This window comes from Nonomuraea sp. NPDC049141 (assembly GCF_040648415.1).
Taxonomy (GTDB): domain Bacteria; phylum Actinomycetota; class Actinomycetes; order Streptosporangiales; family Streptosporangiaceae; genus Nonomuraea.
The window spans coordinates 224,114-241,436 of record NZ_JBEZDR010000013.1; the positions used below are offsets into that span (position 1 = coordinate 224,114).

Here is a 17,323-nt window from a genome sequence, read left to right on the forward strand (position 1 = left end):
GGTCAGGCTCCTCGGTAGACGCGTACGTAGTCGAAGTCGGCGTTGACGGCCGGCTGGGCCCCTCCGTGGGCGACCAGGCCGATGCGCACGGCCGTGTCCTTGGGGAAGGTCCACACGCCGCCCCAGGTCCAGGTCTTGCCGTCGCGGCTGGATCCGGCGCGGAACTCGTGCTCCCCGTTGGCCGGGTCCACGTGGTGCGCCAGCCGCAGCCAGGTGGTCTTGGCCGGCGGGCCGACGATGTTGCCGCCGTAGGACAGGCGGCCGGCGAAGGTCAGCTCGCGGCCGTACTCGACCTGGCGGGTGTTCCAGATGGCGACCTGGGACAGGCGGGCGAAGTCGTCGTCGGAGGCGTAGGCGACCAGGCCGGCCTGCTGGTAGTTGCGTACGGCGTCCTCGCCCAGGTCGAGCGTGACCTTGGCCTCCACGACGTAGTCGCCCTTGGGGGCCTCGCGCAGCAGCACCGACGCCTTGTTGCCGGCCCCGACCAGGTCGGCGCCCTGGACGGGCCAGCGCAGCACGCCCTCCTCGATCTTGGTTGCGGCGTCCTGCCGCACCCAGGTCCAGCGGGAGTCGAGCGGCCCGTTGAACTCGTCGGCGTCCAGCAGCCTGCCCGTACGCGGCGTCGGCGCCGCCTTGGTGACGGCCTTGAACAGCGGGGCGGCGGAGACGTTGTCGAAGTCGGCGCCCCCGTCGGCGACCAGCCCGATCGGGCCGTTCGCGCTGCCCGTGACGGTGACGCTCGCCCGCGGGTCACGGAGCCGGGCCTCGGTCACCTCGGCGGTGATCGTCCGTCCCTTGACGGTGACGGCCAGGTTGTGCCAGGTCGCGGCCCCTCCGGGCAGCGCCACCGTACGGGACGCGCCACCCGAGGTAAGCGTCAACCCGTCGCGCGAAACGACCGCGGTCGTGCCGCCGAGGCGAATCCCGGCGGACTTGTCCGTCCTGAGGTCGGTCTCGACGCGGACGTCCCCGCCGAGCGACCTGCGGCTGATGAGCGTGCCCTGGCCATGGACATGTCCATCCTGTACGGTCCAGCCGGCCGTGTTCCGCCAGCCCGACAGATCGCCCGCGAACCGATCGTCCACGACGCCGCGGGTCACCGGCGTCTCCCGCGACTGCTCGGAAGGCCCGGCCCCCGCACGCACGGCCGGCCAGCCGTCGATCCAGTCCAGCCGGTCCAGCAGCATGGGCCGCTCGTTGATCCCGTACGGCTCGTCCAGGAACGGGTCGCTTCGATCGATGGCGTGGTAGAGCATCCAGTCCTGACCGGAAAGGTCGGTGAGCTGGGCATGGTGGCCGGTGCCGATGAAGCGGTTGCCGTTCTGGTCCAGGACGGGGGTGCCACCGGCGCGCGAGGCCAGCAACGGCACGCCCTCGCGGTCGGTGAACGGGCCGCGCGGGCTGGTCGAGCGCCCGGCCAGCACCGAGTAGCCGGTGGTCGGCCCGGCGCAGCAGTTCGCCGAGGAGCCGAGCAGGTAGTAGAAGCCGTCGTGGCGCACCACGTACGCGCCCTCGAACTTGTTGTCGATCGCGACCTGCTGCGGCTGCCCGGTGGCGTGCAGCCCGTCGGCGGACAGCTCGGTCACCCACAGGCCGCCGAAGAACCCGCCGAAATACAGGTACTTGCGCCCGTCCACGTCGGTGAACTGCGAGGGGTCGATCGTGTTCCAGTACGAGTTGCCCGAGGGGCGCGGGGCGACGACCGGGGCGTCGAGGTGCGTCCACGGGCCGGTCGGCGTGGGCGCCGTGGCGGCGCCGATCGAGTAGTCCCAGTTGGCGGGCGTGGTGGCGGTGTCGGTGACGGTGAAGTACATGACGTACCGGCCGTCGAGGTAACGGATGTCCGGTGCCCAGAACAGACTGCCCGGCGCCGCGTACGACGGCAGGTTGTCCGGCCCGAACGCGTCGCCCACGTAGGTCCAGTTGACCAGGTCGCCGGAGCGGGCGATCGGCAGGTTGTGCAGGACCTTCTCGCCCTCGCGCAGCGGGTCCGACGTGCCGTAGGAGTACCAGTAGCCGTCCTGGCCGCGGATCACCGACGGGTCGGCGAACGTGTCGGAGAAGGAGCCGGACACCGGATTGGTGAACAGGGACAGGAGCAGCGTGGCGATGACAGCCAGGTGCATAGGTCAGCCTTTCAGGCCGCTACGGGAGATGCCTTCGATGACGTACCGCTGGGTCAGACTGAAGAGGATCAGGACGGGGATGCTGGCCAGCACCGCGCCCGCCATGATCACCGGATAGTGGATCGTGTACGCGCCCTGAAGGATCGACAGGCCCGGCGGCAGCGTGAAGTACTCGGGACTGAAGATCACATAGATGGGCCAGATGAAGTCGTTCCAGTTGGACAGGAAGCTCAGCACGGCCAGCGTGGCCAGCGCGGGCCGCGACAGCGGCAGCGTGATCCGCCAGAAGATGTGCCAGTGGTTGGCGCCCTCCATCAGCGCGGCCTCGTCCAGCTCGCCCGGCAGGCCGAGGAAGAACTGCCGCAGGAAGAACACCCCGAACGCGCCCGCCGCCCCCGGCACGATGAGCGCCGTCAGGCTGTCCAGCCAGCCGAGCTGGTCGACGATCAGGAACTGCGGGATGAGGAAGACGAACCCCGGCACCAGCAGCGTGCCGACGATCACCCCGAACATCAGCTTCTTGCCGCGGAACTCCAGCCTGGCCAGCGCGTACGCGGCCAGCGACGACACCACGAGCACCAGCAGCATGTGCCCGGTGGCGGCGATGACACTGTTGGCGAACCAGCGCAGCACCGGCGTGTCCGTGGTGCCCTGGAAGACCGTCCCGTACGCGGACGTCGTCGGCTCGGCGGGCAGCAGCGTGGGCGGCACCTGGGTGGCCTCGGTCTGCGTCTTGAACGACACGCCCAAGGCCCACACCAGCGGCCCCACGAACAGCACGGCGAGGGCCAGCAGGCCCGTGTAGCGCTTCATGACCGGGTCCTGAACAGCCGGAAGTTGGCCACGCTGACCAGGATCAGCAGCAGCGTGAGCAGGTAGCTCATGGCCGAGGCGCTGCCCATCTTGTACTCCCTGAGCCCCTGCTGGAGCATGTACATGATCGCGGTCCGCGTGTCTCCGCCCGGCGCGCCCTGGGTCAGCAGGTACGACTGCCCGAACATGTTCGCCGAGGCCAGGATCGTCGTCGTCACCACGAACAGCGCGACGGGCCGCAGCCCCGGCAGCGTGACGTGGACGAACTCGCCCCACCGTCCCGCGCCGTCCATCTTCGCCGCGTCGTACAGCTCGCGCGGGATGTCCTGCATCCCGGCCAGGTAGATCACCGCGTTGAACCCGAGCGTCCACCAGACCGTCACCCCGACCAGCGCGATCCAGGCCCACGGCGTCGCGGTGGTCCAGGGGATCGGCGTGCCGAGTATCCAGTCGACCAGGCCGAGGTTCGGGTCGAGCAGCAGCCGCCACATCAGGCACACCACCGCCACGCCCAGCACGAACGGCGCGAAGAACAGCCCCCGGAACAGCGTCCTGCCCCGGAAGGGCCGGTTGAGCAGTAACGCCACCCCGAGCGGCAGCACGACCAGGAACGGCACGCTGAACACGGTGAAGATCCCGGTCGCCCGCATCGACATCCAGAAGTCGCCGTAGACGGGCGACTGGTCGTCGAACAGCGCCGTGTAGTTGTCCAGGCCGACGAACGGCTTGCCCTCGAGCATGTAGTCCCAGTCGTGCAGGCTCACCCAGATCCCGAACAGGGCCGGGGCCAGCACGAACACGGAGAACAGGATCAGGTACGGCGCCAGGAACAGGTACGGTGTCGCCTTGCCCGATCGCGGAACGCGCACCTCCCGCCCCGGCGTCTCTTCCGCTGAGATCGCGACCATCAGGCGCCGTACTTCTTCCGGTTGGCCTCAAGGATCTTGTCGGCCTTGGCGGCGGCCTCCGTGAGCGCGTCCTTGGGGCTCTTCTTGAGCAGGATCGCCGCGTTGATCGCCTGGTCGACGACCGCGGAGGCGTCCCCGATGCCCGCCACCGACGGCAGGAAGTACAGGTAGTCGATCTGGGTGCCGATCGTGGCCTGCTCCTTCAGCGCCGCGAACTCCGCGCCGTCGCGGATCGACTTGCGGGCCGGCACCTGGCCGCCCTTGGCCCACTCCAGCGAGTGGCCGCTGATCCAGTTGATGAACACCTTGGCCGCGGTCAGCTTGTTCTGGTCGGGCGTCCGCTGCTTGAACACCACGAACTGGTGCGAGCCCGCCCACGCCGCCGGCTTCGATCCGATCTGCGGGAGCGGCGCGACGCCCCACTCCAGGTTCTTGATCTCCTTGAGCGTGTTGATGGACCAGATGCCGTTCCAGTTGAAGGCGGCCTTGCCGTTCTGCAGGGCGATGAAGTCGGCGTCCTGGCCGACGTTCTTGGGGCTGTAGCCCTTGTTGACGAGGTCGACGAGCCAGGTCAGGGCCTGCACGCCGGGGTCCTCGGCGAAGCGCGAGACGCCGGCGTCGTCGGCGAAGAGCTGGCCGCCGTTCTGGTAGAGCAGCGTCCCGAACTGCATGCTTCCGGTGAACGGGAACGGCGTGGCCCAGTGCCCCTGGATGCCCGCCTTCTTCAGCGCCTCCAGCGCCGCGATGTACTCCTCGCCGGACTTGGGCGGCTGCTCCGGGTCGAGCCCGGCCTTCTTCATGACCGTCTTGTTGTAGAACATGCCGAGCGGGTGCACGTCGAGCGGGATCGAGTAGCGCGCGCCCTTGTAGACGCCGGCCTTCCAGACCGGCGGGGAGAAGTCCGCCTCGGTGAGGCTGAGCGCGTTGGCCACGTCGTCGAGGGGCAGGACCACCTGCCGTGCCGCGTTGGTGGCGACGCTGTCGACGTGCATGATGCCGAGGTCAGGGCCTTGACCCGCGGAGACGGCCGCGGGGACCTTCGCGTAGTAGTCGGCCCACTGGTAGACGTTCATCGACACCTGGATGTTCGGGTGCTCGGCGTTGAACTGGTCCACCAGCTTCTTCATGAACGGGCCGTCGCCGCCGGTGAAGCCGTTCCAGAACTTCAGCGAGACCGAGGGCCCGGTGTATTCGGTGGCCGCCGCCGTGGTGGCCGGCGCCTGCGCCTGCTTGGGGCCGCCGCCGCCTCCGCCGCAGCCCGCGGCGCCGATGACCAGCGCACCGAGGCCCAGGCCCAGTACGCGTCGCCTGGAAAGGTCGTTTTGGGACATGCCAGATCACTCCTGACCGTGAGGTTACGGACGTTCTACATCGTTGGTTCCAACGTTGTAAATTGGTTGGCGCCAGTTCGTTACATCGTTGTAAAGAAGGTAGGGTGCCGATGGCGAAAGGGGCAGGGTGCGGCCGAGGCTGAAGGATGTCGCCGAGCTGGCCGGGGTGTCGATCAAGACCGTGTCCAACGTGGTCAACGACTATCCCCATGTCAGCGGCGAGACACGCGCCCGGGTGGAGGCGGCGATAGCCGAGCTCTCCTACCGGCCTAACCTGTCGGCGCGCAGCCTGCGCGCGGGCCGCTCCGGCGTGGTCGCGCTGGCCGTGCCCGACCTGGACAACCCCTACTTCGCCGAACTGGCCACGAACGTCATCGAGGCGGCCGACCGGCGAGGCTGGACCGTGCTCATCGACCAGACCCAGGGCGACCGGGCCAAGGAACGCGTGGTGATCTCCGGGATCCGGGACCATCTCATCGACGGGCTGCTGTTCAGTCCGCTCGCGCTCACGGCCAAGGACCTGGCCGGGCGCGACGATCGTACGCCGATGGTGCTGCTCGGGGAGCGCATCGGGACGGGCCGCTCGCCGTACGATCATGTCGGCATCGACAACGTGGCCGCCGCGCGGGCGGCCACCCTGCACCTGGCCGAGCGCGGCAGGCGCAGGATCGCCGCCATCGGCGTGCAGCGCACGGCCGCCGCCGTGACGGGCCGCCTGCGGCTGAAGGGCTACCAGCAGGCGCTCGCCGAGGCCGGCGTCCCCGCAGACCCGTCACTGGTCGCGCTGGTGGCGCGCTGGGGGCGCGCCGACGGCGCCGAGGCCATGAGCCGCCTGCTCGACTCCGGCCCGCCGGACGCGGTCTTCTGCTTCAACGACACGCTCGCGCTGGGCGCCCTGCGGACGCTGCTCAAACGGGGGTACGACGTGCCGGGCGACGTGATGGTGATGGGGTTCGACGACATCGAGGACGGCCGGTTCGCCACGCCCACACTGTCGACCGTGGCGCCCGACAAGGCGCTGATCGCGCAGTCGGCGGTGGACCTGCTGGCCGAGCGGCTGAGCGGCGAGACGGACAAGGCACACGAGGTGTGCGTGCCGCATCGACTGGCATTTCGGGAGAGTACGGATTTGCCGGAGCTGTGTGCGTCGGAGAGCCCGCATGAGAGGGCGGTGTGAGGGCAGCAGGACGAGGTGAACCCCGCACGGTACGACCCAGCGAACCTGGAAGATCTGATCCGGCAAGAGTTAACGAACGCGGGATTCACCGTCGAGCCACCGAAGCCGCCTGGATCCAACGGGCCGTCCGGGACGCCGGGCGACGGCGGTCTCAGCCTCCGGCACGAGCCCGGTCGCGGTGTTGTCGTCTCGTGGGAGGCCTCTCCCGATCTCGCCAGAGCCGGCACGGTGAAGTACGAGACCATCCGCACCGCCGTACAGCTCGCCGTGCGGACGATCCTCGTACAGGCCGGGTTCCGGGTGGTCGGCGACTTCGGCGGCAGCGAGATGCTGGTCATCGCCAACCCGCCCGGTACGGCGTTCGAGCGGGGGGACTGGCCGCCCGGAGCGATGTCCGAGCAGAACTGAGCCGGGCCGACCTCCCTTGGCGATGGTCGAAGGGCACCGGTGGGAGACTGCTGGGAAGAGCCGCGACAGCGTGGCGAGCGTTATGGGAGAGGTAGGCATGACCGACGAGTTCGACGTCATAGTGATCGGCGCCGGTCCTGCCGGCGAGAACGCCGCGGCCCGAGCCGTGCGCGGCGGCCTGACCGCCGCCATCGTGGAGGACCGCCTGGCCGGCGGCGAATGCTCCTACTGGGCCTGCATCCCGAGCAAGGCCCTGCTGCGCCCGATAGATCTGGCGGCCGAGGTGAGCCGGGTGCCGGGCCTGTCGCTCGGCCCGATCGAGGTGAGCAAGGTGCTCGCCCGGCGCGACGAGGCGGTGTCGCACTTCGACGACTCGGGGCAGGTCGGGTGGATCGAGAGCGTGCCCATCGAGTTCGTGCGGGGCAGGGGACGGCTCGACGGTGTCAAGCGGGTGCGGGTGACCCCGCGAGACGGTGGAGCGGAACGCGTGCTCACCGCGCGGCACGCCGTCGTGCTGGCCACCGGCAGCACCGCCCTGGTCCCCCCGATTCCGGGGCTGGCCGAGGCGAAGCCCTGGACCAGCCACGAGGTCACGGCCGCCAAGGAGGTGCCGGAGCGGCTGGTCGTCCTCGGTGGCGGAGTCGTCGCCTGTGAGATGGCGCAGGCCATGCACGGGCTCGGCGCACGGCAGACCACGGTCCTGGTACGCGGCGGGTCGCTGCTGTCCAAGCTGGAGCCGTTCGCCGGCGAGCTGCTGGCCGAGTCGTTCGCCGAGGCCGGGATCGAGGTGCGGACCCACACGGGGATCGCCCGCGTCGAGCGGCCGGAGCCCGGCGGCAAGGTCACCGTGCACCTGGCCGAGGGCCCGCCGCTGGAGGCCGACGAACTCCTGGTGGCCACCGGCAGGGTGCCCGCCACCGCTGACCTGGGGCTCGACACCGTCGGCCTGCCGGGCGGCCGCACCGTCGAGGTCGACGACAGCATGCGGGCGACGGCCGTCGAGGGCGGCTGGCTGTACGCGGTCGGCGACGTCAACGGCCGCGCGCTGCTCACGCACATGGGCAAGTACCAGGCGCGGGCCTGCGGCGACGTCATCGCGGCGCGCGCCAAGGGCGGCGACGACACTCTCCCCGCGATGCGCGACATAGCGGACGAGTACGGGGCGCCGCAGGTGGTGTTCACGGACCCGCAGATCTGCGCGGTCGGCCGCACCGAGGCCGCCGCCCGCGAGGCCGGGTTCCCGGTACGGGTGGTCGAATACGACCTGGGCAAGGTCTCGGGGGCCTACCTCCTGGGCGACGGCTATCGCGGCCGGGCCAAGGCGGTCGTGGACGAGGAGCGGCGGGTGCTGCTGGGCGTCACGCTGGCCGGCCCCGGCGCGGCCGAGCTGCTGCACGCGGCGACGATCGCGGTCACCGCCGAGGTGCCGCTCGACCGGCTCTGGCACGCGGTCCCGTCGTTCCCCACGGTCAGCGAGATCTGGCTGCGCCTCCTGGAGGAGTACGGGCTCTGACCCGCGTACTCGAACCTGGCCGGTGGGGTCAGGCAGGTGCGATGGTCTCGGCGGTGCGCCACAGGCCGGGCAGCGCGTCCAGCACGTGCTGCCCGCGCCGCCGCCGGTCGGCGAAGGTCTCGGCACCGAGGTCGGCGAGCAACTCGCGGAACCCCTCCTCGTAGGCCTCGCCTGACACCCCCGCCAGTGCCAGCTTCTTCAGGCACCGCGCGTACGTCGCCACCAGCCAGAAGACCGCCTCCCGAGGCAGTCCGCGCGCGATGAGCTCCCGGCTGCCGTCGATCGACAGCGGCCGGGCCGCCTCGCTGATGTCCGACGAGAACGGGTATGACGCCGCCCGGACGTCCTTGGCCGCGTCGAACACCTTCTCCAGCTCCCCCAGATGCCGCTCCACGCGCGCCGCCCCCATCCCCGCGCAGCCGAGCAGCTCCAGCAGCGCCTCGTGGTGATCAAGCATCCCGTGTACGGCCAGCAACTCCCGGACGGCCTCGTACCGCCGGCGCACCGTGGGGTTCCGCAGCCCGGCGACGAGCAGCACGTGGGTCGTGATCCCCGTGCCGAACAGCCACGACATCACCTGGTCGGCCGGCGGCGCCGCCTCGTCCATGGCGGCGATCACGCGTCGCACGCCGTCCATCGCGGCGCCACACCGCTGGAGCACCCGCCGCCGGTCGGCGAACTCGCGGGACACCACCTCATGCAGCTCGGTCAGCCGCCCGCTCGGATCGGCCAGCACCCCGGGCAGGTGGAAGCTGCCCGCCAGGTGGTAGTCGCCCAGGACACCTTCCGCCGATGCCAACCGCTCGGCCGACATAAACGAAATTTCCAACAACACGCCGCTGTATCGCATCTTGCCGGGCTTGACCGGCGGCTCCGCGACGTCCAGCACCACCATCACGTCCACATCGGAGCTGGCGGCCAGAACCGCGTCCGCCGGCGACCACAACACCGACCCGGTCAGAAAGGCCCCACCGAACCCCGGCAGCCCGGCCCCGACCTCGGCCACCCACCGCCGCGCGACCTCCCTGGCCACCCCGACCCGCATCACCACACCACCCCTGCCGCTCGCCCGCGCCACCCTACCGGCGCTTGGGTGAGGGCTCAGGGGTTGCGCACGCGGCTAAGCCTGGCACGCGCGTGCGGCACAGGCGGGGCGATTGTCAGTGTGGCACGCATGACGCCGGACTGCGCGCATGAAGAAGTGGGGCGTGCATGACGCCGGGCGGTGCGTGTGGAAGTGCGCCGTGCGTGACGTTAGGCGGGGTGCATGTCAGTGTGGCGTTCATGGCGCGCTGGAAGGGCGCCATGCGGGGCGCGTATTAGTGCGGCGTGGATGACGCCGGGCGGTGCACTGGGGGAGTGCGGCGTGCATGACGCCGAGCGGGGCGCAGTGCCCACGCGTGCACGGCGCGCATGTGGGAGCGCGCCGTGCAGGACATCCTCGCCCCGTCCGTGAGCCGGTGGAGGGGCGAGGGATTTCAAGGGGCGCCGGAGAAACCGGGCGCCCCGGGCCTAGCGGCGAGCCCGTAGGGGCGCGCCGACCTCGTGAAGGTGCCGCATCGCCTGCCCCCAGGAGGCCAGCAGACCGCACTCGACGTACGCCACCCCCAGCGACTCACAGTGCTCCCGCACCAGCGGTTGCGCCTTGCGCAGGTTGGGGGTCGGCATGCCGGGGAACAGGTGGTGCTCGATCTGGAAGTTGAGCCCACCCAGCGCCGTGTTGACCACGCGGCCCCCGCGTACGTTGCGGGAGGTGAGCACCTGACGGCGGAGGAAGTCCAGCTCGTCCTCGGCGGTGAGCACCGGCATGCCCTTGTGGTTGGGGGCGAACGTGCAGCCCAGGTACACGCCGAAGCACGCCTGGTGCACGACCAGGAACAGCAGCGCCTTGCCGACAGGCAGGACCGCGAACACGCCACCCAGGTAGAGGACGAAGTGCGCGAGCAGCAGCAACCCTTCGGCGGTCCGGTTCTTGAGCCCTTCGCGGCGCAGGCCCCGGACGCTGGAGATGTGCAGGTTGAGACCCTCCAGGGTCAGCAACGGGAAGAAGAGGAACGCCTGCCACCGGCCGACGAGCCTGGGCAGTCCCCGGCTCGCCTCGGCCTGCTTGATCGACCAGAGCAGGATGTCGGGCGCGACGTCCGGGTCGTGGTCCTCGTGGTTGGGGTTGGCGTGGTGGCGGGTGTGCTTGTCCTGCCACCATCCGTAGCTGAGCCCGATGCCGAGGTTGCCGACCAGCAGGCCCGCGTTCGCGCTGGTGCGCCGGGACGGGAACACCTGCCCATGGGCCAGGTCGTGCGCCAGCAGGGCCACCTGGCCGAACGTCGCCGCGAGGAACACCGCGATCAGAAGCTGCCACCAGGAGTCGCCTACCAGGGCGAACGCCACCCAGCCTGCCGCGAAGAGGCCCATCACCACACTGATGCGCGCGGCATAGTAGACGGGTCGTCGTTCCATGAGGCCCGCCTGGGCCACCCGGCGTGACAGGCGGGCGAAGTCGCTCCCCCTCTCTTCCGAGGCCGTGGCGGCGCGAGTAGTGCTCACGTCAGTCACAGATTCTCCGATGCTCCAGACTCGATTGCTGATCGTTCGCTATTAGCATTTCGGGATAACCGAGATCGCGAAGTCCTGCTGTCACCCGTCTTGGAGGTAGGGCTGGCCCTACCCCCGCGACTCGCCGAGGTCAGGAGATACGCTTCGCGAGCCATGACGGGTTTGGGGCTCCAGGACTTCGGTGAGTGGATCCGCGTGCCGGCCGCCCACTTCGACGGTGGTGCCGTACCCGATCAGCTGCTGGATGCGGCGGAACAGGTCATCTAGTGCGAGACGATCGAGCCGGCCTTCATAGGGGAAGAGCCGGCGCCTGCCGCCGCGGCAGCGGGCGCTGCCGATCCTATGCGACGTACTCGGCTGGTCCGCGCAGGCACAACAGCGTCCGGCGGCGAAACAGGTCACAGACGGATCAGTGCGAGCGCCTCGCTGGCGATCTCCCATTCCTCGTCCGTGGGTACGACCAGCACGGCCACCTCCGACTCCGGTGTGGACACCCGCCGCTCGTCCGTCTCGGCGGCCTCGTTGCGTGCGGGGTCCAGGGCGATGCCGAGGCGGTTCAGCCCGGTCAGCGCGGCGGCGCGGGTGGCCGGGTCGTGTTCGCCGACGCCGCCCGTGAACACGATCGCGTCCACCCGGCCGAGCAGCGCGTAGTAGGCCCCGACGTACTTCCTGATCCGGCGGCCGTAGATGTCCAGCGCGAGCCGCGCCCGCTCGTCGCCTTCGCCGGCGCGGTGCCGGGCCTCGCGCATGTCGCCGGTGCCGGCGAGCGCGAGCAGGCCGCTGCGGCGCGACAGCTCCTCTTCGGTCCGCGCGACGTCCATGCCGCCCGCGCGGGCCAGGTAGCCGGGCAGCGCGGGGTCCACGTCACCGGAACGGGTGCCCATGACCAGCCCCTCCAGCGGCGTCAGCCCCATGGAGGTGTCGACGCTGCGGCCGCCCTCGATCGCGGTGGCGCTCGCGCCGTTGCCGAGGTGCAGCACGATCAGGTTCGTCCGCGCCGGATCCCGCTCCAGCAGCGCCGCCGCCCGCGCCGACACGTACGCGCAGGAGGTGCCGTGGAAGCCGTAGCGCCGCACGCCGAGCCGGTCACGCCAGTCGAGCGGGACGGCGTAGGTGTACGCCTCGGGCGGCAGCGTCCGGTGGAAGGCGGTGTCGAACACGGCCACCTGCGGCACGCCGGGAAAGGCCTCGCGGGCCACCCGGATGCCGGTGAGGTTCACCGGATTGTGCAGCGGCGCGAGCGGCGACAGCTCGCCGATGGCGCTGATCACGTCGTCGTCCACCAGGACCGCCTCCTGGAAGCGGGTCCCGCCGTGCACCACCCGATGCCCCACCGCCACCGGATCGAGCGCGGGCCCCGCGTCGGTGAAGGCCGCCAGCATGGCGGCCAGCCCCTCCGCGTGATCGCCGAAGCGTTCCTTCCGCTCGTACGGCGGGCCGTCGCCGGCGTGATGCGTCAGCAGCCCCTCCTCCTCCCCGATCCGCTCTACCAGCCCCCTGGCCGGGCGGGCCCGCGACTCCACGTCCACCAGCTCGTACTTGATGGAGGAGGAGCCGGTGTTCAGGACGAGAATCTGTCCGGCCATGTCCACTCCTGGATGTCGGGGGCGTCCTCGCCGTGCTCACGGGTGTAGGCGCGGGCGCGTAGGCGGGCGTCGGTCATCCGCTGGCGTAGGTGGGCCTGTTTGGCGCCGAGTCCGGGGGTGCGGTCGATGACGTCCATGACCAGGTGGTAGCGGTCGATGTCGTTGAGCATGGCCATGTCGAAGGGTGTGGTGGTGGTGCCTTCTTCTTTGTAGCCGCGGACGTGCAGGTTGGTGTGGCCGTGGCGGCGGTAGGTGAGGCGGTGGATGAGGGAGGGGTAGCCGTGGAAGTTGAAGATGACGGGTTTGTCGGTGGTGAACAGGGTGTCGTATTCGGCGTCGGGCAGGCCGTGGGGGTGTTCTGAGGGGGGTTGCAGGCGCATGAGGTCGACGACGTTGATGACGCGGAGGCGGAGGTTGGGCAGGTGTTCGTGGAGCAGGGCGGCGGCGGCGAGGGTTTCGAGGGTGGGGACGTCGCCGGCGCAGGCGAGGATGACGTCGGGGTCGTTGCCTTGGTCGGTGGAGGCCCAGGGCAGGATGCCGAGGCCGCGGGTGCAGTGGGCGATGGCCTGGTCCATGGTGAACAGGTCGAGGACGGGTTGTTTGCCGGCGACGATGACGTTGATGTAGTCGCGTGAGCGTAGGCAGTGGTCGCCGACCGACAGCAGGGTGTTGGCGTCCGGCGGCAGGTAGAGACGCACCACGGAGGCTTTCTTGTTGACCACGACGTCGAGGAAGCCGGGGTCTTGGTGGGAGAAGCCGTTGTGGTCTTGGCGCCAGACGTGCGAGGACAGCAGGTAGGTGAGGGAGGCGATGGGCCGCCGCCAGGGGATCTTCTGGGAGGATTCCAGCCATTTGGCGTGCTGGTTGAACATGGCGTCGATGATGTGGATGAACGCCTCGTAGCAGGTGAACAGCCCGTGCCGCCCAGTGAGCAGGTAGCCCTCGAGCCAGCCTTGGCACAGGTGCTCGCTCAGCACCTCCATGACCCGGCCGCCGGGGGCCAGGTCCTCGTCGGTCGGTTCGAGCTGGGCGTTCCAGGCCCGGTCGGTGACCTCGAACACGGCTGACAGGCGGTTGGAGGCGGTCTCGTCCGGGCCCATGAGGCGGAAGGTGCGCGGGTTGGCGGCGATCACGTCGCGCAGCAGCCTGCCGAGCACCCGGGTGGGTTCGGTGGACTGGGTGGCGGGGGTTTTGACGTCGATGGCGTGGTCGCGGAAGTCGGGCAGCCGTAGTGGTTCGAGGTGTTCGCCGCCGTTGGTGTGCGGGTTGGCGCTCATCCTGCGGTCGCCCGGGGGCACGGTCTCCAGGATCGACGCCGTTGGGCGGCCGTCGTCGTCGAAGAGTTCCTGGGGGCGGTAGGAGCGCATCCACTCTTGCAGCATCGCCAGGTGTTCGGGGTTCTCCCGTACGTTGGCCAGCGGCACTTGGTGGGCTCGCCAGGTGCCTTCCACCGGCAGTCCGTCGACGACGCTGGGTCCGGTCCAGCCTTTCGGGGTGCGCAGGATGATCATGGGGAGCCGGTCGGAGCGGCCCTGCCGGTGGTCGGTGATCTGGTCGAAGACGGTGTCGAGGGTGTCGGCCATCTGCTGGTGGTCGGGGCCGACCAGGTGGGGGCGGTAGCCGTAGCCTTCCATCAGGGCGAGCAGGTCTTTTTCGGGGATTCTGGCCAGGATGGTGGGGTTGGCGATCTTGTAGCCGTTCAGGTGCAGGATCGGCAGGACGGCGCCGTCGCGGGCAGGGTCGAGGAGTTTGTTGGAGTGCCAGCTGGCGGCCAGGGGTCCGGTCTCGGCTTCGCCGTCGCCGATGATGCAGGCGACGACCAGGCCCGGGTTGTCGAAGGCGGCGCCGTAGGCGTGGGCGAGGGAGTAGCCGAGTTCGCCGCCTTCGTGGATGGATCCGGGTGTCTCGGGGGCGACGTGGCTGGGGATGCCGCCGGGGAAGGAGAACTGGCGGAACAGCCGGCGCATCCCGGCGGCGTCCTGGGAGATGTCGGGGTAGCGCTCGGAGTAGGTGCCTTCCAGCCAGGCGTGCGCGACCGCGGCGGGGCCGCCGTGGCCGGGGCCGGCGATGTAGATCAGGTCTTGGTCGCGTTCGCGGATGATCCGGTTGAGGTGGGCGAAACAGAAGTTCAGTCCGGGTGTGGTGCCCCAATGGCCCAGCAGGCGGGGTTTGATGTGCTCTGGGGTCAATGGCGTTGTTAGTAGTGGATTGTCCAGCAGATATATCTGGCCCACCGACAGATAGTTCGCCGCGCGCCAGTAGGCATCTATTCGCTCCATGCCTTTGCTGATTCCTCCAGAAACGCCGCTCAACCAGATTAGAAGCCGCTTCCTGTGGCAGAGGTGAAGGTGTGCCGGCGGGCCGAGAGGTCAAGGGGGGCTCCGCACGATGGACGCGTTCGCGATGGACTTCACCGAGGGCGACCTGGGGCGGGCGCGTGGCGCCGCGCTCAGGCTCGCGGACGAGCACGGCCTGCGCGGTGAACGCGCCGCCGACCTGGTGATCGTGGTGAACGAGGCGGTGGCCAACGTGCTCATCCACGGCGGCGGCCGTGGGCGGCTCCGCCTCTGGCGCGAGGGCGTGAGCCTGCTCTGCGAGGTCCGCGACTCCGGCCCCGGCCTGCCCTCCCGCTACCTCGCGAAGACCGACCCGCCCGCGCCCGCGACGCGCGGCCACTGGGGGATATGGATGATGCGCCGCCTGGCCGACCGCGTGGCCATCACCACCGGACCGCACGGCACCGCCGTACGGATGGCGATAAAAATCTCTTGAGCCGAATTAGTTGAACATGATGTCATCTAGTTGAACCTCATTCGGTTAGCATCCGTCATAGCGATGGGGGGCCGCAGTCGCTGGAAGTACGCGTTGAACGCGTGCTACCACCACGGGGTGCGGAGGACGCCTATGGGCGGATCGCGGGGATTGGCTGTACGCGACGGCATCGAGATGTCGTTGCTGTCGGGAGAGCACGCACTATATGTGGAGGGCAGCCTGCGGGCGGCCCGCCGGTGGTTCGACGTCGCCTACCAGGAGGCCGAACAGCAGGGTGACACGGACGGCATGGCGCGGGCCGCGCTCGGGTTGGGCGGCCTGTGGGTGCACGAGCATCGGACCGCGGCCGAGGCGGCCGTGGTGCGCACCCGTCAGCGCCAGGCTCTGGCGCTGGTCGGACCACAGTCCTCGCTGGCGTTACGGCTGCGGGTACGGCTGGCCGGCGAGGACGACTACCGTACGGGCGGGTACGACAGGATCCTGGCCATGGTCGAGGAGGCCAGGCGGGCCGGCGACGCCGTGGCGCTGGCCGAGGCGCTGAGCCTGGCCCACCACTGCGTTCTGGGGCCCGAGCACGGCGCCTTACGCCTGGCGCTGGCCCAGGAGCTGATCGAGGAGGCGCAGCGGACCGGGCGCCGAGGCGATCTGCTGATGGGGCTGCTCTGGCGGACCGTGGACCTGGTGCTGGCCGCCGACCCGCACGCCGAGCGGGCGCTGGTGGAGCTGCGCGGGCTGCTGTCCAAGGAGGACCACCTGGCGGTCGGGTTCGTCGTGGACGCGATGGAGGTCATGCTCAGCATCAGGGGCGGCCGGCTGTCCGAGGCCGAGGCGATGGCCGGCGCCTGCGCCGATCGGGGAGCGGCCGCCGGTGACATCGACAGCGCGGGCTGGTACGCGGGTCAGATCGCGGCCATCCGCTGGTATCAGGGACGAGTCGCCGAACTCATCCCGATGGTGACGGACATGGTCAACTCGCCGGACCTCAGCGAGGTGGACAGGTCGTTGCTGGCGGTGCTCGCGGTGTCCGCGGCCACCGCGGGGGAGCGGCGGCTGGCGGCGGGAGCGCTGGCCCGGCTGCGCGGTCAGGATCTGACGGTGCTGCCTCGCTCCAGTACCTGGCTCATCTCGATGTACGGCGGGATCGAGGCGGCGTACCTGCTCGGCGACGCCGCCACGGCGGCCGAGATCTACGCCGTGCTCCGCCCCTTCGAGCGGCTGCCCGTCATCGTCAGCCTGGGTGTCACCTGCTTGGGCTCGGTCCACCATCCTCTCGGCGTGGCCATGCTGGCCTGCGGCGAGACCGACAAGGCGATCGTCCACCTGCGGGCCGCCGTGCACGAGAACCTGGCGCTGGGGCACTGGCCCGCCGTCGCGCTCTCGCGCCTGCGGCTCGGCCAGGCCCTGCGCGGGACCGAGGAGTCGCGCAGGATCTTGGCACTGGCCCGGCAGGAGGCCGCGTCGATGGGCATGACGCTGCCCGCCGACTGTCCGATGCCACCGGCGGAGGTCGTCTGCGTGCGCCGTGGCCGCAAGTGGCGGATCGAGCTGGACGGCCGGTCCGTGCTCGTCGATCACATCGTCGGGATGGCCCACCTGGCGACCCTGCTGGCCAACCCCGGCCGGGAGATCCCGGCCGTGGACCTGGCCGCGGGCGCGGCGGCGAGCGAGGCCGCCGAGTCCGCCCAGCCGGTGCTGGACGAGCAGGCCAGGCAGACCTACAAGCGGCGGCTGTCCGGGCTGCAGGCCGAGATCGACGAACTGGAGGGGATGAACGATCTCCAGCGGGCCGCCACGCTGCGGGCCGAGCGCGACTGGCTGATCGACGAGCTGGCCGCCGCCACCGGGCTGGCCGGGCGGACGCGCCAGTTCGCGGGGAGCGAGGAGCGGGCCAGGATCGCCGTGGGCAAGGCCATCAGGCGGGCCCTGGTGCGGATCAGCGAGGCCGACGCGGTCATCGGGGAGCGGCTGCGCTCGGCCGTACAGACGGGGGTGCGATGTAGTTATCACCCGGCGTGAATGGAACGGCATGGAACTGGATGGAACGCCTTTAGAGATGTATCCACCCAGGATCGTGATCTCACGCTCCGGCGGCCGGTGAGATCACGCCCCCGGCGGCCCGTGCCCCTGCACGGGCCG

General features: G+C 70.2%; 13 protein-coding genes. 5 read left to right on the forward strand and 8 right to left on the reverse strand.

Annotated features, from left to right (window positions below):
• Nucleotides 1-2: 2 nt before the first annotated feature.
• Genes AB0B91_RS36310 through AB0B91_RS36325 form a run of 4 tightly spaced genes read right to left on the reverse strand, consistent with a single transcriptional unit; the run spans nucleotide 3 to nucleotide 5,178 of the window.
• Nucleotides 3-2,126: a family 43 glycosylhydrolase gene (locus tag AB0B91_RS36310; protein WP_358329518.1), complete on the reverse strand. Its 2,124-nt coding sequence runs from the start codon at nucleotides 2,124-2,126 to the stop codon at nucleotides 3-5.
• Between the two features lie 3 nt (nucleotides 2,127-2,129).
• On the reverse strand, nucleotides 2,130-2,939 hold the full coding sequence (locus AB0B91_RS36315) for a carbohydrate ABC transporter permease (protein ID WP_358329521.1): 810 nt from the start codon (nucleotides 2,937-2,939) through the stop codon (nucleotides 2,130-2,132).
• On the reverse strand, nucleotides 2,936-3,847 hold the full coding sequence (locus AB0B91_RS36320; protein ID WP_358329524.1) for a sugar ABC transporter permease: 912 nt from the start codon (nucleotides 3,845-3,847) through the stop codon (nucleotides 2,936-2,938). The genes AB0B91_RS36315 and AB0B91_RS36320 overlap by 4 nt, the downstream gene beginning before the upstream one ends.
• The gene (locus tag AB0B91_RS36325) at nucleotides 3,847-5,178 is read right to left on the reverse strand and encodes an ABC transporter substrate-binding protein (protein WP_358329526.1); all 1,332 of its coding nucleotides are present in this window, start codon (nucleotides 5,176-5,178) and stop codon (nucleotides 3,847-3,849) included. The genes AB0B91_RS36320 and AB0B91_RS36325 overlap by 1 nt, the downstream gene beginning before the upstream one ends.
• Nucleotides 5,179-5,305: 127 nt before the next feature.
• Here AB0B91_RS36325 and AB0B91_RS36330 point away from each other — a divergent pair, with 127 nt between their 5' ends.
• From AB0B91_RS36330 to AB0B91_RS36340, 3 genes are all read left to right on the forward strand, one after another.
• On the forward strand, nucleotides 5,306-6,355 hold the full coding sequence (locus AB0B91_RS36330; protein WP_358329529.1) for a LacI family DNA-binding transcriptional regulator: 1,050 nt from the start codon (nucleotides 5,306-5,308) through the stop codon (nucleotides 6,353-6,355).
• A gap of 15 nt (nucleotides 6,356-6,370) precedes the next feature.
• The gene (locus AB0B91_RS36335) at nucleotides 6,371-6,763 is read left to right on the forward strand and encodes a hypothetical protein (RefSeq protein ID WP_358329532.1); all 393 of its coding nucleotides are present in this window, start codon (nucleotides 6,371-6,373) and stop codon (nucleotides 6,761-6,763) included.
• A 97-nt stretch (nucleotides 6,764-6,860) separates the two neighbouring features.
• Nucleotides 6,861-8,276 carry an NAD(P)/FAD-dependent oxidoreductase gene (locus AB0B91_RS36340; protein WP_358329535.1) on the forward strand — a complete coding sequence of 472 codons (1,416 nt, stop codon included), beginning with the start codon at nucleotides 6,861-6,863 and terminating at the stop codon, nucleotides 8,274-8,276.
• Between the two features lie 28 nt (nucleotides 8,277-8,304).
• Here the strand turns inward: AB0B91_RS36340 and AB0B91_RS36345 are convergent, their stop codons facing one another.
• The 4 genes from AB0B91_RS36345 to AB0B91_RS36360 form a co-directional block, all read right to left on the reverse strand.
• Entirely contained in the window at nucleotides 8,305-9,321 is a 1,017-nt protein-coding gene (locus AB0B91_RS36345) for a hypothetical protein (protein WP_358329538.1), read from the reverse strand.
• A gap of 467 nt (nucleotides 9,322-9,788) precedes the next feature.
• Nucleotides 9,789-10,733: an acyl-CoA desaturase gene (locus AB0B91_RS36350; protein ID WP_358329823.1), complete on the reverse strand. Its 945-nt coding sequence runs from the start codon at nucleotides 10,731-10,733 to the stop codon at nucleotides 9,789-9,791.
• A gap of 494 nt (nucleotides 10,734-11,227) precedes the next feature.
• Nucleotides 11,228-12,415 carry an acetate kinase gene (locus AB0B91_RS36355; RefSeq protein WP_358329541.1) on the reverse strand — a complete coding sequence of 396 codons (1,188 nt, stop codon included), beginning with the start codon at nucleotides 12,413-12,415 and terminating at the stop codon, nucleotides 11,228-11,230.
• The gene (locus AB0B91_RS36360) at nucleotides 12,391-14,694 is read right to left on the reverse strand and encodes a phosphoketolase family protein (RefSeq protein WP_358329545.1); all 2,304 of its coding nucleotides are present in this window, start codon (nucleotides 14,692-14,694) and stop codon (nucleotides 12,391-12,393) included. Before AB0B91_RS36360 ends, AB0B91_RS36355 begins: the two co-directional genes overlap by 25 nt.
• A 109-nt stretch (nucleotides 14,695-14,803) precedes the next feature.
• Between AB0B91_RS36360 and AB0B91_RS36365 the strand changes: the two genes are divergently transcribed.
• Entirely contained in the window at nucleotides 14,804-15,187 is a 384-nt protein-coding gene (locus AB0B91_RS36365; protein WP_358329548.1) for an ATP-binding protein, read from the forward strand.
• Between the two features lie 132 nt (nucleotides 15,188-15,319).
• Nucleotides 15,320-17,203, forward strand: a complete 1,884-nt coding sequence (locus AB0B91_RS36370; RefSeq protein ID WP_358329551.1) for a hypothetical protein — start codon at nucleotides 15,320-15,322, stop codon at nucleotides 17,201-17,203.
• Nucleotides 17,204-17,323: the final 120 nt, after the last annotated feature.

What these genes read in the sequence shown, in the direction of transcription:
- AB0B91_RS36310 (WP_358329518.1), bottom strand. Translation starts at nt 2,126, where the DNA reads ATGCACCTGGCTGTCATCGCCACGCTGCTCCTGTCCCTGTTCACCAAT.
- AB0B91_RS36315 (WP_358329521.1), bottom strand. Translation starts at nt 2,939, where the DNA reads ATGAAGCGCTACACGGGCCTGCTGGCCCTCGCCGTGCTGTTCGTGGGG.
- AB0B91_RS36320 (WP_358329524.1), bottom strand. Translation starts at nt 3,847, where the DNA reads ATGGTCGCGATCTCAGCGGAAGAGACGCCGGGGCGGGAGGTGCGCGTT.
- AB0B91_RS36325 (WP_358329526.1), bottom strand. Translation starts at nt 5,178, where the DNA reads ATGTCCCAAAACGACCTTTCCAGGCGACGCGTACTGGGCCTGGGCCTC.
- AB0B91_RS36340 (WP_358329535.1), top strand. Translation starts at nt 6,861, where the DNA reads ATGACCGACGAGTTCGACGTCATAGTGATCGGCGCCGGTCCTGCCGGC.
- AB0B91_RS36345 (WP_358329538.1), bottom strand. Translation starts at nt 9,321, where the DNA reads ATGCGGGTCGGGGTGGCCAGGGAGGTCGCGCGGCGGTGGGTGGCCGAG.
- AB0B91_RS36350 (WP_358329823.1), bottom strand. Translation starts at nt 10,733, where the DNA reads ATGGAACGACGACCCGTCTACTATGCCGCGCGCATCAGTGTGGTGATG.
- AB0B91_RS36355 (WP_358329541.1), bottom strand. Translation starts at nt 12,415, where the DNA reads ATGGCCGGACAGATTCTCGTCCTGAACACCGGCTCCTCCTCCATCAAG.
- AB0B91_RS36360 (WP_358329545.1), bottom strand. Translation starts at nt 14,694, where the DNA reads ATGGAGCGAATAGATGCCTACTGGCGCGCGGCGAACTATCTGTCGGTG.
- AB0B91_RS36365 (WP_358329548.1), top strand. Translation starts at nt 14,804, where the DNA reads ATGGACGCGTTCGCGATGGACTTCACCGAGGGCGACCTGGGGCGGGCG.
- AB0B91_RS36370 (WP_358329551.1), top strand. Translation starts at nt 15,320, where the DNA reads ATGGGCGGATCGCGGGGATTGGCTGTACGCGACGGCATCGAGATGTCG.